The organism is Streptomyces sp. NBC_00568, from assembly GCF_026341855.1.
GTDB lineage: Bacteria > Actinomycetota > Actinomycetes > Streptomycetales > Streptomycetaceae > Streptomyces.
Genome location: NZ_JAPENW010000001.1, coordinates 3,120,106 through 3,134,422, shown reverse-complemented (window position 1 = coordinate 3,134,422; position 14,317 = coordinate 3,120,106). Strand labels below are relative to the sequence as shown.

Here is a 14,317-nt window from a genome sequence, read left to right as displayed (position 1 = left end):
GGCCCCAAAAGGTAGGGACCGGTCGCCCCATGGCGTGCGCGAGGCTTCCCGGCTCTTCCCGCCCGTGATCTCCCGGATCGCACACACGCCGAAGGGCCCCGTACGCGGGGAACGCGTACGGGGCCCTTTCCGGCTCACGGGCGGACGCCCCGGAGACCCCGGGCAGGCGCTCCGCCGGACGACTACAGCTCCTTGCGGAAGCTCTCGGTCGCCTTCAGGAAGATGTCGTTCGCCTCGGTCTCGCCGATGGTGACGCGGACTCCCTCGCCGGCGAACGGACGCACGACGACACCGGCCTGCTCGCAGTGGGCGGCGAAGTCGAGGGTGCGCTCCCCCAGCCGCAGCCATACGAAGTTGGCCTGCGTCTCGGGCACGGTCCAGCCCTGATCGCGCAGCGTGTCGACCACCCTGGTGCGCTCGGAGACCAGCGAGCCGACCCGGCCGAGCAGTTCGTCCTCGGCGCGCAGGCTCGCCACGGCGGCGTCCTGGGCCAGCTGGCTCACGCCGAACGGCACCGCCGTCTTGCGCAGCGCCGCCGCCACCGGCTCATGAGCGATCGCGAAGCCGACCCGGAGACCGGCCAGTCCATACGCCTTGGAGAAGGTACGCAGCACACAGACGTTGGGCCGGTCACGGTAGATCGCCACACCGTCCGGCACCTCGACGTCACGGATGAACTCGCGGTACGCCTCGTCCAGGACGACCAGTACATCGCTCGGCACCCGGTCCAGGAACCGCTCCAGCTCGGCCCGGCGCACCACGGTGCCGGTCGGGTTGTTCGGGTTGCAGAGGAAAATCAGCCGGGTCCGCTCGGTGATGGCTTCGGCCATCGCGTCCAGGTCGTGCACATCGCCCGGGGTCAGCGGCACCTTCACCGAGGTCGCCCCGCTGATCTGCGTGATGATCGGGTACGCCTCGAAGGACCGCCAGGCGTAGATGACCTCGTCGCCGGGACCGCTCGTGGCCTGCAGCAGCGACTGCGCGACACCGACCGAGCCGGTGCCGGTCGCCAGGTGGGAGACCGGGACGCCGAACCGGTCCGCCAGCTCGTTCATCAACCCGGTGCACGCCATGTCCGGGTAACGGTTGAACGACCCGGTCGCCGCCGTGACGCTCTCGATCACCCCGGGCAGCGGCGGATACGGGTTCTCGTTGGAGGACAGCTTGTACGCCACGGCACCGGCCGCGGCAGGCTTGCCGGGCTTGTAGGTGGGGATCCCCGCCAGCTCCGCACGCAGCTTGGGGCTCGTCTCGCTCACCGCAGTCCTCCTCGTGACCACCAGCGGCTCATGACCACCACCGGCTACCAATGCTTCTCACCTTATGAGGATTCGGCGCTCCTGCGAATGGCCTGTGGACAACCGGACACCACCTTGTGTCCGACCAGGTGATCATTCACATACGCGGGACCCGGCCGTCCGCGTCGCACGACCGGCGGTCATCCGCGTACGAAGTCGTACGAAAAGGGGGCGCGCCGACAGCCGTCACATGCGCCGGTGGCTCACGCCGTGGCGCGCATCCCTCGTACAGGTGAGTTGAGACCTCTTCGAAACATGGCCCAGTTGGCAGGCCCATGCGTGCCGACAAGTCACGTCCTGGCATTGGATCGTTCAACTGCCTTCACTTCAAAGGGAGTTAGCCCATCTCGATCATGCAGAAACGTGCCTGTCAACGCGTGCATATGCGTCCGCACTACCCCACCGCATGAGCCCTACTATCGGCTCGCCATGACAGCAGCAGGGAAGCACCAGGTGAGCCGGGCGGAGACCTCCCGCCGAGGCGGTCGGCCGGGCCGGGCGGGCATCAGAGACGTGGCCGCGGCAGCAGGGGTCTCCATCACGACTGTGTCCGATGCCCTCAACGGCAAGGGCCGGCTCCCGGACGCCACCCGACGCCATGTCCGCGAAGTCGCCGACCGGCTGGGCTATCGCCCGTCGGCGGCGGCCCGAACCCTCCGTACCGGCAAGTCGGGCCTGATCGGCCTGACCGTGACGACGTACGGGGATGAACCTTTCACCTTCACCGAGTTCGCGTACTTCGCCGAAATGGCCAGAGCCGCCACCTCGGCCGCGCTCGCCCGGGGATACGCCCTGGTCATCCTTCCCGCGACCTCCCGCCACGACGTGTGGTCGAACGTCGCCCTGGACGGAACCGTGGTCATCGACCCGTCCGACCACGATCCGGTCGTGAGCGAACTGGTCCGCCAGGGTCTGCCGGTCGTCTCCGACGGCCGCCCCGCGGGATCGCTCCCGGTCACCGCCTGGGTGGACAACGACCACGAGGCCGCGGTCCTCGGCATCCTCGACCACCTGGCCGCCGCGGGAGCGCGCCGCATCGGCCTCCTCACCGGCACCACGACGGACACGTACACCCACCTGTCCACCACCGCGTACCTGCGCTGGTGCGAGCGCGTGGGCCAGGATCCTGTGTACGAGGCCTACCCCGCGCACGATCCGTGCGCGGGAGCCGTCGCCGCCGACCGGCTTCTCGCCCGGCCCGACCGCCCCGACGCCGTCTACGGCCTCTTCGACCCGAACGGCACCGATCTGCTGGCCGCGGCCCGCCGCTACGGTCTGCGCGTCCCCGAGGACCTGCTGCTGGTCTGCTGCAGCGAGTCCACGGTCTACGCCAACACCGAGCCGCCCGTCACGACCCTCTCCCTCAAACCGCGCCGAATCGGCACAGCCGTCGTCCAGCTGCTGATCGACGCCATCGAGGGGGTCGAATCGGACCAACCGGTCGAGCAGGTGATACCGACGGAGCTGATCGTGCGGACCTCGTCGGAACGCCGTCCGCCCCGTACGACGGTCAGTCCGCCCCGATCACCCGAGGCGGGTTGACGTCCGAGACCGCATGGGCGGGGCAAGCCCCGCCCAATTCGGGCGAAAACCTCGGTGAACTGGGCTCCTGTTCCGATTCACCACCCCTGGGTCATCACATGGCGCGATCCGCATTCCTATGATGGGCGGACGACACCGCGGGCCGCTGCGACCAGGCAGTCCGAACGGGTGCAGATGCGGCGCGATGGTGGAGGGGTCGATGACTCAGGGGGCCGGTCAGGGACCCGAGGTGGTGCGGACGGCGACGTTGCGCGACTTCCGGGTACCCGCGTACGTCCACGAGACCGGTCCGTATGCGCAGAACACGCCTCACGGCGAGAGCGCAGGACCCGTGGGGGAGGCTGCGCGGTACGCGTCGGGAGAGTCCTCCCCGTACGCGTCCGTGGACTCCTCCGAGCAGTTCCCGGGGGAGTTCTCCGAGGGGTACACCCCCACACAGCGCGATCTGCCGGTCATCCATCGGGGTGACACTCTTCAGGTCGCCGTCGACCCCGTCGCAGTGCCCGCCCCGGCTCCCGGCGGCGGCCCCGGGCCGCTGTACGTCGTCGGCGATGTGCACGGCTACCTCGACCAGCTCGTCGCCGCGCTCCAGGAGAAGGGCCTCGTCGACGCCGCGGGCAGCTGGTCGGCCGGCACCTCGCGTCTGTGGTTCCTCGGAGACTTCACCGACCGCGGCCCGGACGGCATCGGCGTGATCGACCTCGTGATGCGGCTGTCCGCCGAGGCGGCCGCGGCCGGCGGCTACTGCAAGGCGCTCATGGGCAACCACGAGCTGCTGCTGCTCGGCGCCAAGCGGTTCGGCGACACCCCCGTCAACTCCGGCGCGGGCACCGCCACCTTCCAGGCCGCCTGGCTGCTCAACGGCGGCCAGAAGACGGACATGGACCGCCTCCAGGACCACCACCTGCAGTGGATGGCCCGCCTCGACGCCATGGAACAGGTCGACGGACACCTCCTGGTGCACTCCGACACCACGGCCTACCTCGACTACGGCGACTCCATCGAAGCGGTCAACGACACCGTCCGCGAAACCCTCACCCGCAACGACGCCGACGAGTGCTGGGACCTCTTCCGCAAGTTCACCAAGCGCTTCGCCTTCCGCGACGACGGTGGCGCCGAGGCCGTCCGCGAACTGCTCGGCGCCTACGGCGGTTCGCGCATCGTCCACGGTCACAGCCCCATTCCGTATCTGCTGGGCGAGGTCGGCGAGGAAGGCGAGAACAGCGCGGGCCCCGTGGTCGAAGGACCGCACCTCTACGCCGACGGGCTGGCCATCGCCATGGACGGCGGGGTGACCATGGCCGGAAAGCTGCTGGTCCAACAACTTCCGCTGGATATCTGAGCGTTCGCCGGGCAGGCGTCCACCCGGGCGGACCGCGTCGGCCAGGGGCCAATTTCTGGAAACCCCCTGTCACGGCGTGCCGTCACCGCTCTACCATCGGCTTATCCGTAGCAGGCTCCCCTCCGTTTCTGCCCGACGGCTCGTCAGCGTGCGAGCCACCAGCCCTACGGAGCATCGGGGGATGCAGATGAACAGCGTTCCGCAGCACCTGCTGAGCGAGGACCGCCAGGATTACGAGCGGATCCTCGATGAGGCGCTGCGCTCCGCACCACACCGCCCGGAACTCGCCGCTGTCGGCCAGCGGCTCAACCTCGAACAACTGCGCACCATGGCGCTCAACGCCACGGCCCTCATCACGACGGCCGCGGCGGACGAGTACGCGCACTATGTGAAGACCCGCGAGGAACTGCGCCGCCCGGCACGGTCCACCGCGGTCATGAGCGAGGAAGTCGGCTCCACGGAGCCGGGTACGACCGCGATGGGGCTCGCCACCACCGTGGGGGAGGTCACCGAGACAGCCGGCGCCGGCGCGGTCGCGGTCGTCGCGGTGCTCGCTCCCGTCCTCGCCGGGACAGCCGCGGCGATATTCCTGCTCGTGGGATACGTCCTGAAGATGCTCGACCCCGAGCCGGTCATCGCCACGACTCTTCTGACCACCGGATGGGTCTTCGGCGCGATCACGGCGGCCGCGATTCTGGTCGCCGCGGCCGGACTGCTGCTGACCGCGCTGCGCAACAGCTCGTCCTCGCTCCGGGCCGGAGCGGGCGGCGAACTGTCCGAACAGGTCGCCCGGGCCAGGCAGGCCTGGCACGACGCCCTGCTGGAGCGCGGCATCCTGCCGTTCCTCCGGGAGGCTCTCGCGGACCCGGGCTCGGCGGCACTGGGCCGGGCCGCACCGGCCCCCAGCCGCATCCCCCATCTCGGCTACGGCCGACCGGGGTTCAGCAGCCCCGACGGCGGACCCGCGGCCGGCCCGCGCCCGAGCTTCTCCAGCCCGGACTTCAGCAGCCCGGACTTCGGGGGACCGGAACACCAGCCCGAGTGACCGGCCGGGCCGACGGCCGGGCTCACGGGAGGAAAGGGGCCCGCGCGAGCGCGCGGGCCCGTACGGCTGCGGAAGCGGGCCCGTACGACAGCCGCGGCCGTCCGGGGCGCGGTCCCGGACGCCCGCCGCCGGAGCGGTTCCAGGGCCCGCCGCGGCTCCGGATTTCGTACGCCCCACGGCTCGCGGTCCGTACGGCCGCCGCGGACTCGGCTCCGTACGACCGGCTCGGGAGCGGGCCCGTACGGGCTACCCCGGGTGCGGGACCGCAGACGTCGTCGGCTGCCCCCGGGATCGGGGCGGTCAGAAGATGCCCAGCCGCCGTGCCTCGCTCACCCACGACGGGAACTCGGACAGCAGCCGGTCGTAGAGCTCCGGGTCCGGTACGTGGCTGATGTCGTCGACCGCGAAGAACCCCACATTGTCGACGCGCCGGCCCGGCAGCGTGTCGAACCGCTCCAGTACGCCGTAGTTGGAGCGCCCCAGTCCGACGAACTGCCAGAAGATCGGCTCGTCCACCGCCTCCCGCAGCTCCTTCTCGATCTCCTTGTTGCGGTAGACACCCCCGTCGGAGAAGAAGAGCACCAGCGTGGGATCGGCGGCCGGGTACTCACGGACGTACGTCCGGACCTCGGCGATCACCTTCTGCTCCTCGTTCTGGATGCCGACCGCCCGCATGTCCACCTGTCCGGGCAGCATCCCCTTCCGAGGCTTCTTGCTCCGCCGGAAGAGGGTCAGTTCACCGACCCGGACATGGCGCTCCAGCCACTCCGGCAGGTCCCCCACGGCGAGGTCCGGCAGCCGGGCCGGGTTCGACGCGAAGGTCCACGCCTGCATCTCGCCGTCGTCGTCCAACTGGGCGGCCACCGCGGCCATCCGCTCCACCACATCGGCCACGACGCCCTTCGAGTACAGGAACGACATCGACCCGGAGGCGTCCAGCACCAGGATGACGCGGGCCCTGACACCCACCGCCCCGTGTTTGCGCAGACTGACCGCCACCTGCTCCTTTCGCAGGGAGAGCCGCTTGCGCATGTCCACGGGCAACTGGTCCTCGCCCTTGATCAGGCGAGGGGCGGAAGGCGGCGCCGGGGCGGACGGGGGCGGCATCGTGGGCCGAGGCGGAACAGCGGGTGTGGCCGCGGGAGCCGCGGCCGTACCGGGCGAGGAACCTCCGGAGCCCGCGAATCCCGGCGCCGCGCCCCCTGAGCCCGTGCTCCCCGGGCCCGTGCTCCCGGACGCACCCGGCTCCTCGTCGACGCTGATCCCGAAGTCGGTGGCCAGGCCGGCGAGTCCGGAGTCGTACCCCTGGCCCACCGCGCGGAACTTCCACTGGCCGCCCCGCAGATACAGCTCACCCCCGATGAATGCCGTCTCCGTCGTCGCCTCCATCTCGAAGAGCGCCAGCTCCTGCCCGGTCCCGGCGTCGAGCAGCGTCAGCCTCAGACCCGTCAGCCCGCCGAAGGTGCCCCCGTCGGCGGAGGCGCCCAGGACGACGCGCTGGATCTCCGGCTCCAGGGTGCGCAGATCCACCCCGACGGTGTCCGTCGTCCCGCCGCCTTCCCTCCGCTTCCCCAGGTGACGCACGGCCCCGGAGGCGTGTCTCGGCTGGTTGTAGAAGACGAAGTCACCGTCGTCCCGCACCCGTCCGTCCGCACGGAGCAGCAGAGCCGAGGCATCGGCGTCCGGAGCACCGGGGCCCCCGGACCAGCCGAGCACGACCCGCACCTCCTGCGCCGCGACGGGAAGGTTGGCGCCCTTGCTCATCGATGTCGCTGTCATGCGCCCAGTCTGCCTAGAGAACCCGGCACCGGAACCGTCCGATACGCATCCGCGCCCATCGGACGGACCCAAGCCCCCCGCTCCCGCCCCCGAAAACGGACCACCCGGCGAATGGGGTCGAGCTCCCGACTCCCGGCTCCCGGCTCCCGACTCCCGACTCGCGGCTCCCGACTCCCGGCTCGCGGCTCCCGACTCCCGGCTCGCGGCTCCCGGCTCGCGGCTCGCGGCTCGCGGCTCCGGTTCAGGCGGAGCCGGTCGCGTCCGTAGCGGCCCGAACGAACTCGCGCACCCGCTCGGTGCTGTTGCCCTCCCTCCACACCAGTCCCCGTTCGATCGGCCGCGCGTCGTGAAGAGGCACGTACGCGACATCGGGCCGGGGGTAGTACTGGCGGGAGTGCTCCCCGACCGGGAGGACACCCCGGCCCATCGCGACCAGAGTCAGCATTTCGGAGAACGACCCGCCGACCGGGCCCTTGGGAACGGGCCTGCCCGAAGGAGTGCGGTCCGGTGTGCGGTCCCGTTTGAAGCCCGCGGAGGTCACCGCCGGGTACTGCACCACGGGGTGCTCCGCGAGTACTTCGACGGACACCCGCTCCTCGCCGGCGAGCGGATGACCGGCCGCCACGGCCAGTACCCGTCTCTCCCGCAGCAGCGCCGGGCCGCAGGCCATGCCGTCGAAGGGGAACGAGGCGAGGAGGATGTCGATCGAGCCGTCCACCAGACTCGCGCGGGAGTTGGACAGCTGAACCTCCCGTACATCGACCCGGCAATCGGGGTGCCGCTCACCGAACAGACCGACCGCCCTGAGCAGCGCGGGTGCCGTCCATTCGCCGAGGAAGGCGACCCGCAGCTCTCCGGTGACCCCACGACTGGCATCGGCCGCCCTTCGCAGCGCCGTCTCCATCGCGGCGACCAGCGGCACCAGGTCGTCCGCCAACTGCCGGCCGATCGGAGTGAGCCGGACGGAACGGCTGTTGCGTTCGAACAAGGGCCCGCCGACCCTGCGTTCAAGCTTCTTGATCACCTGGCTGACCCGCCCGGTCGTGATCAGCAACCGCTCTGCGGTCCGGCCGAAGTGCAGTTCCTCGGCCAGCGTCAGGAAGCTCTCGATCTCCAGCCGCTCCAGCATGAATCCCCCGGCGTTAAATCTGGCTCAACGGTCGTACGTCGATCATGCCTTGATGGCCTCGGTGACGCGGCGGATCGTAGAAGGCGTCCAACCGGCCCTCTTGGAGAGACCGGGACACCCCTCCTGAACAGGACTCACATGAACGCCTCGGACATCACCTCCTACCTGAACGGGCTCGACGGCCCGCTGCGCGACATCGGCGAGAAGATCCGGCCTGTCATCGACTCGGCCCTCCCCGACGACTCCGGCGCGCTCTGGCACGGCCATCCCACCTGGAGCCTCGGAGCCAAGCCCGGTCAGACACCGGTCTGCCTGCTCAAGGGCTACACGTCCTACGTCACCTTCGGCCTCTGGCGCGGCCAGGAGGTGGCCGATCCATCGGGCCGACTGATCGCCGGAGCCCGCCAGATGGCCTCGGTGAAGCTCAGCCGTACCGACGAGGTCGACCCCGTCCTCTTCGGTGAGTGGCTCCGCCGCGCCGTCGCCCTGGAGACGAAGTGACCGCGCTGCGCGTGAAGGCCTTCGACCACCTGGTCCTCAACGTCGAGGACGTCGAACGGTCCCTGGGCTTCTACACCGGACTTCTCGGGCTGGCACCTGTACGCCTCGCCGAGTGGCGAGCCGGCCAGGTCCCGTTCCCGTCGGTGCGGATCACCGCGGAAACCATCATCGACCTGGTGGACGGCCCCCGAGGGGAGTCCAACGTCGACCACATCTGTCTCACCGTGGAACCGCTGGACTGGGACGAGGTCATCGCGTCGGGATCCCTCACCGTGCTTGAGGGTCCCGTCGCACGCTTCGGCGCGCGGGGCTCCGCCACCTCGGTCTACGTCCAGGACCCGGACGGCAACACGGTGGAACTGCGCTGGTACCCACAGGACGCCGCGGCGTGACCGGGCGGGCCGAGGGCGACGGTCCGGGCGTTCCGTGCCCCGGACCGCGCCCCTGTGGAACGACTCAGTCGGCCAGCGGCAGATACACGCGGTTGCCCGCCTCCGCGAACTCCCGGGACTTCTGAAGCATGCCCTCGGAGATCTCCTCCGCGGAAGCGCCTTCGGCCGCGTCACCGCCGAACCGCTCGTTGATGCTCTGACTGATCTTCATCGAGCAGAACTTCGGCCCGCACATGGAGCAGAAGTGGGCTGTCTTGGCGGGCTCGGCCGGCAGCGTCTCGTCGTGGAACTCCCGTGCCGTGTCCGGATCGAGAGCCAGGTTGAACTGGTCCTCCCACCGGAACTCGAAGCGGGCGTCGGAGAGTGCGTCGTCCCAGTCCTGTGCACCTGGGTGCCCCTTGGCGAGATCGGCCGCGTGTGCGGCGATCTTGTAGGTGATGACGCCGGTCTTGACGTCGTCACGGTTGGGCAGGCCCAAATGCTCCTTGGGCGTGACGTAGCAGAGCATGGCCGTGCCCCACCAGGCGATCATCGCGGCACCGATGCCGGAGGTGATGTGGTCGTACGCAGGCGCGATGTCCGTCGTCAGCGGGCCGAGGGTATAGAACGGAGCTTCATCACAGATCTCCTGCTGAAGGTCGATGTTCTCCTTGATCTTGTGCATCGGGACATGTCCCGGGCCTTCGATCATCGTCTGTACTTGAAAACTCTTCGCGACCGTGTTGAGTTCCCCGAGTGTCCTCAACTCCGCGAACTGCGCGGCGTCGTTGGCGTCCGCGATGGAGCCGGGCCGCAGACCGTCGCCGAGCGAGTAGGTGACGTCGTACGCGGCGAGGATCTTGCAGAGTTCCGCGAAGTTCTCGTACAGGAACGACTCCTTGTGGTGCGCGAGGCACCAGGCCGCCATGATCGAGCCGCCGCGCGAGACGATGCCGGTCTTGCGGTTCGCGGTGAGCGGCACGTACGCCAGGCGCACGCCCGCGTGGACCGTCATGTAGTCCACACCCTGTTCGGCCTGCTCGATGACCGTGTCCTTGTAGATCTCCCAGGTCAGCTCCTCGGCACGGCCGTCGACCTTCTCCAGCGCCTGGTAGAGCGGCACCGTGCCGATGGGGACGGGGGAGTTGCGCAGCACCCACTCGCGGGTGGTGTGGATGTTGCGGCCGGTCGACAGGTCCATGACCGTGTCGGCGCCCCAGCGGGTCGCCCAGGTCATCTTCTCGACCTCCTCCTCGATGGAGGAAGTGACCGCGGAGTTGCCGATGTTGGCGTTGACCTTCACCAGGAACCGCTTGCCGATGATCATCGGCTCGATCTCCGGGTGATTGACGTTGGCGGGCAGCACCGCGCGGCCGGCGGCGATCTCCTCGCGTACGACTTCGGGGTCGACGTTCTCCCGGAGCGCCACGAACTCCATCTCGGGCGTGATCTCGCCACGGCGCGCGTAGGCGAGCTGGGTGACCGCCTGCCCGGAGCGCCCCCGGCGCGGCTGACGCGGCCGCCCCGGGAAAACCGCGTCCAGGTTGCGCAGCCCGCCGCGCGGGGACGTGTGCTTGATCCCGTCGTCCTCCGGGCGGGCGGGACGGCCCGCGTACTCCTCGGTGTCTCCGCGGGCGATGATCCAGTTCTCGCGCAGCGGGGCCAGCCCCCTGCGCACATCGGTGTCGATGGTGGAATCGGTGTACGGGCCGGAGGTGTCGTACAGCGTCACGGACTGCCCGTTGGTCAGGTGCACCTGACGAACCGGCACCCGCAGATCGGGACGCGTACCCCCGACGTACGCCTTGTGCCAGCCGATGGACTTCCCGGCCTCCCCGTTCAGACACGGTGAAGCGGCCCCGTCCGTCTGGCTGGAGGCAGGCGTGCGTACGTCCTTGTTGGTCATGAGACCTACTCCCTACGCCGGCATTACCCGGTAACAGGTTCAGCGGTCGACGCAGCGATTTCCGTTCGTCGATGTTTCATGTGAAACATCGCGAAGACGGAGGTCAGCGCCCTCTCAGCCCGGTGCTCCGAGCTCCCGCGTGTGCAAAGGTGCCTCCACGCTAGCGTCATATTTGGCGCGGTGAACAGAGGGCCCTTGTCGTTCTTGCGATGATCGGTCGGTGACAGCACCCCAGCGATCCCCGTTCCCACCGTCCGATCCTCCGCGCCGTCCGGGCTCCGACGACGGCCACGGACATGGTTCCGGCAACGGGCATGGACACGGGCACGGGCCGGGTGGTGGCCATGGTTCCGGACCGGACGGCGGTCGAAACGGTCATGGCGGCGAACGCGGGCCGGGCGCCGGCGACGGACATGGCGGAGGTCAGGGCGGCGGGCACGGGCACTCGCACAGCCACGGCCCTGCCGCACCGGTGTCCAAGCACCTGCGCAAGGTCATCGCCGCGGTACTGATCCCCTTCGCGGCCGCGGTCGCGGTGGGTCTCGTGGTGCTGTGGCCCGGCGGTGCCCCCTCCCACGAGCGCACCGGTGTCGGCTTCGACCGGCAGACCCAGCAGGCGACGGTCACCAGGATCGACCAGGTGGACTGCAAGTCCGTGAACGCCTCGGGGGAGACCCCGACGGGCGACACCTCCACCGCCGAGGGCTCCTCCGCCCAGCAGCAGGCGACGGGTGAATGCAAGAAGGCGACGATCCGGATCGACACCGGCAAGGACAAGGGCCGCACGTTCACCGAGATCGTTCAGCCGGACCAGTCACGGCAGTTGCACCAGGGCGAGAAAGTCGTCGTCGCGTACGAGCCCTCCGCCCCCAAGGACCTCCAGTACTCGGTCACGGACGCGAACCGGAAGCTTCCCCTGACGCTGCTCGCCGGGATCTTCGCCGTGGTCGTCGTGGTCGTCGGCCGGATGCGTGGCGTCATGGCACTGATCGCCCTGGCCATCAGCTTCATGATCCTGAACTTCTTCATCCTGCCGGCGATCCTGCAGGGCTCGAACCCACTGGTCGTGGCCGTCGTCGGGTCCAGCGCGATCATGCTGATCGCGCTCTACATGTGCCATGGTCTGTCGGCCCGGACATCCGTGGCGGTGGTCGGCACCCTGCTCTCACTCGTGCTGATCGGCATTCTCGGCTCGGTCTTCATCGACTGGGCCGTGCTGACCGGCAACACGGACGACAACACCGGTCTGATCCACGGCCTGTACCCGTCCATCGACATGAGCGGTCTGCTGCTGGCCGGAGTCATCATCGGTTCGCTCGGTGTTCTCGACGATGTGACGGTGACGCAGACGTCCGCGGTATGGGAACTGCACGAGGCCAACCCCACGATGGGCTGGCGTGGCCTCTACCGCGCGGGCATCCGGATCGGCCGCGACCACATCGCGTCGGTCGTCAACACGCTCGTCCTGGCCTACGCGGGCGCCGCACTGCCGCTGCTGCTGCTCTTCTCGATCGCGCAGAGCAGCGTGGGCACCGTGGCCAACAGCGAACTGGTCGCCGAGGAGATCGTGCGCACCCTGGTCGGATCGATCGGCCTGGTCGCCGCCGTGCCGGTGACGACCGCGCTGGCCGCCCTCGTGGTCGCCGCGGACCGTGAAGGGACCGCGACCGGCCCCGTCGCGCCCGCGGGTGCCCTGACACCGGCACGGAGCGGGAAGGGCCGCCGCCGCAAGCACTGAGCCGTCCGCCGGAAGCGCCGGAACCGTGCGCCACACGAGACCCTTTTGAGGAAGCGTTACTCCGCTCAGGGGCACGGGGGCGCTTCAGCCCGCGCTCTGCTCCTCCGCCAGGATGCGGTCGAGCGCTTCGTCGAGAGATGTGTCGAAACCGGCGAGGGATCGCTCCTGCCCGAGCGGCACCAGCTTGTCCGTACGGTCGAGGAAGGCGACGAGCGGCGCGGCCCCGGACCGGAACAGCGCGTGATCTCCCCCGACCTGAAGCCGGATCAGCACCTCACCGAACGCCTCCGGGTCGGCCGGAGCGATGTGCACATCCCCGTCGCCACATGGCCTGCCCACCCCGTCGATCAGCAGCTCCCGCCCGAACGCCCAGGTCACGGGCGCGTCTCCGGGCAAGTGGAAGGTCAACCGCACCGCGTACGGATCACAGGTCTCGTATCGCAGCTCCACCGGAATGCGGAAGGACAGCTCCTCGGACACGAGGAAGCTCATCATGACCTCTGCCTGCACCGACTCGCGCATCGCCTACCCCGTCGTTTGCCTTCGACTGGCCAGGAATCGTCCCCCTGACACTGCTGGAAATCTTGCTCAACGTGCACGACAGATCACAAGGAGTGAGTTTTCAGATACTGATAGAGATGGCGAGTGTCCCTAGCAGCCTGCCGATCTCGCTCTGCAACTTGTGTGCCGCGGGAAGCAGCCGGTCGACCTGGTGGGACGGGAAGGAAATGGCCATGGTCGCGGCGGTACTGCCCGCCGTGATCGGGATCGCGGCACAGACCGCGCCCAGCGCGTACTCCTGCCGCTCGACCACCGGTTCCATCCGCCCCGTCCGTTCGAGGCGCCGCAGGAGGCGGTCCTTGTCACGCACCGTGTAGGGGGTGATCGACTGCACCGGGTAGCGATCGAGGTGGTCCCGCCGGGACTTGTCGTCCAGCTGGGACAGCAGACACTGGCCGATCGCATGGGCGTGCGCGGTCTCCCGGAAGTCGGCCCACTCCACGACCGCGGGATTCGCCGGAGTGTCGGCGACGCACACGACCTCGATCTCGCCCTCGCGGTAGATCGCGTAGTACACGGGGGCGCCGATCGCGTCGCGCCAGTGCGCGAGCGTGTCACTCACCGTGCTGCGACGTTTCTGCTGGGCTCCGCTGCTGCTCAGCCGCTCGGCGGCCTCACCGAGGTAGAACAGCCCTCTGTCCCGGCGCAGATAGCCCTCGTGAACAAGGGTGCGTAGCAGGTGGTACGCGGTCGGCAGCGCGAGTCCCGCCTCCCGGGCGAGCTGTTTGGCGGGTGCGCCCTGTTCCCGCGAGGCGACGGCCTCCAGCAGACGCATCGCCCGCTGCACCGAGCCGATCAGCGTGGTGGAGTGGGAATCCAGCGGGGTGGCTTCGGACTCCGCCGGAAGGGTTCGGGCGAGCCGTGCCGCCCCGGAGGCCGGAGAGCGCGGACTGCGGGTCACCGACGGCAGTGTGCGCCCGGTGAGCCCGTCCGCCGGCAGGGCGCGCCGCGTGGGTGTCTCCACCGTCGTAGTCAGCGGCGGCGCCGGTTCCGCCGGCGGAACCGGCGCGGAACGTGAAGGAGGCGGCTCCCCCGGCGAGGTGCGCGGCTGGACCGGTGGAACGCGTGCCGCCGCTGGCATGCCCGATCGCCGGAAGGGCGGAGC

12 protein-coding genes and 1 riboswitch are annotated in these 14,317 nt (G+C 69.5%); of the genes, 6 read left to right on the top strand and 6 right to left on the bottom strand.

Going from position 1 to position 14,317, the window contains the following annotated elements; genetic code table 11:
- Positions 1 to 182 precede the first annotated feature (182 nt).
- Positions 183 to 1,259: a histidinol-phosphate transaminase gene (gene hisC / locus OOK38_RS13605; RefSeq protein ID WP_266760524.1), complete on the bottom strand. Its 1,077-nt coding sequence runs from the start codon at positions 1,257 to 1,259 to the stop codon at positions 183 to 185.
- A 468-nt stretch (positions 1,260 to 1,727) separates the two neighbouring features.
- On the opposite strand from hisC, the gene OOK38_RS13600 reads away from it, so the two are divergent.
- The 3 genes from OOK38_RS13600 (at position 1,728) to OOK38_RS13590 (ending at position 5,227) form a co-directional block, all read left to right on the top strand.
- Positions 1,728 to 2,840, top strand: coding sequence for a LacI family DNA-binding transcriptional regulator (locus OOK38_RS13600; protein ID WP_266760526.1), 1,113 nt, complete (start codon positions 1,728 to 1,730; stop codon positions 2,838 to 2,840).
- Positions 2,841 to 3,039: 199 nt separating this feature from the next.
- The gene (locus tag OOK38_RS13595; protein ID WP_323178803.1) at positions 3,040 to 4,182 is read left to right on the top strand and encodes a metallophosphoesterase; all 1,143 of its coding nucleotides are present in this window, start codon (positions 3,040 to 3,042) and stop codon (positions 4,180 to 4,182) included.
- A 181-nt stretch (positions 4,183 to 4,363) separates the two neighbouring features.
- Entirely contained in the window at positions 4,364 to 5,227 is an 864-nt protein-coding gene (locus OOK38_RS13590; protein ID WP_266760530.1) for a hypothetical protein, read from the top strand.
- A 300-nt stretch (positions 5,228 to 5,527) separates the two neighbouring features.
- Here OOK38_RS13590 and OOK38_RS13585 read toward each other — a convergent pair whose 3' ends face one another.
- Together OOK38_RS13585 and OOK38_RS13580 are read right to left on the bottom strand one after the other, a co-directional pair.
- Positions 5,528 to 7,006 carry a VWA domain-containing protein gene (locus OOK38_RS13585; protein ID WP_266760532.1) on the bottom strand — a complete coding sequence of 493 codons (1,479 nt, stop codon included), beginning with the start codon at positions 7,004 to 7,006 and terminating at the stop codon, positions 5,528 to 5,530.
- 241 nt (positions 7,007 to 7,247) lie between these two features.
- Positions 7,248 to 8,135, bottom strand: coding sequence for a LysR family transcriptional regulator (locus OOK38_RS13580; RefSeq protein WP_266760534.1), 888 nt, complete (start codon positions 8,133 to 8,135; stop codon positions 7,248 to 7,250).
- A 138-nt stretch (positions 8,136 to 8,273) separates the two neighbouring features.
- Between OOK38_RS13580 and OOK38_RS13575 the strand changes: the two genes are divergently transcribed.
- Positions 8,274 to 8,636 (top strand): DUF1801 domain-containing protein, encoded by a 363-nt coding sequence (locus OOK38_RS13575; protein WP_266760536.1) that lies wholly within the window; start codon positions 8,274 to 8,276, stop codon positions 8,634 to 8,636.
- 5 nt (positions 8,637 to 8,641) lie between these two features.
- On the top strand, positions 8,642 to 9,028 hold the full coding sequence (locus tag OOK38_RS13570; RefSeq protein ID WP_266765766.1) for a VOC family protein: 387 nt from the start codon (positions 8,642 to 8,644) through the stop codon (positions 9,026 to 9,028).
- Positions 9,029 to 9,092: 64 nt separating this feature from the next.
- On the opposite strand, the gene thiC is transcribed toward OOK38_RS13570, so the two are convergent.
- Positions 9,093 to 10,913, bottom strand: a complete 1,821-nt coding sequence (gene thiC / locus OOK38_RS13565) for a phosphomethylpyrimidine synthase ThiC (RefSeq protein WP_266760538.1) — start codon at positions 10,911 to 10,913, stop codon at positions 9,093 to 9,095.
- Positions 10,906 to 11,062: riboswitch (TPP riboswitch) on the bottom strand. Its footprint overlaps the gene before it by 8 nt.
- 71 nt (positions 11,063 to 11,133) lie before the next feature.
- On the opposite strand from thiC, the gene OOK38_RS13560 reads away from it, so the two are divergent.
- On the top strand, positions 11,134 to 12,651 hold the full coding sequence (locus OOK38_RS13560) for a YibE/F family protein (RefSeq protein WP_266760540.1): 1,518 nt from the start codon (positions 11,134 to 11,136) through the stop codon (positions 12,649 to 12,651).
- Between the two features lie 84 nt (positions 12,652 to 12,735).
- Here the strand turns inward: OOK38_RS13560 and OOK38_RS13555 are convergent, their stop codons facing one another.
- Both OOK38_RS13555 and OOK38_RS13550 read right to left on the bottom strand, forming a co-directional pair.
- Entirely contained in the window at positions 12,736 to 13,173 is a 438-nt protein-coding gene (locus OOK38_RS13555; RefSeq protein ID WP_266760541.1) for an SsgA family sporulation/cell division regulator, read from the bottom strand.
- A gap of 100 nt (positions 13,174 to 13,273) precedes the next feature.
- Positions 13,274 to 14,032: an IclR family transcriptional regulator gene (locus OOK38_RS13550; RefSeq protein ID WP_266765767.1), complete on the bottom strand. Its 759-nt coding sequence runs from the start codon at positions 14,030 to 14,032 to the stop codon at positions 13,274 to 13,276.
- Between the last annotated feature and the right edge of the window lie 285 nt (positions 14,033 to 14,317).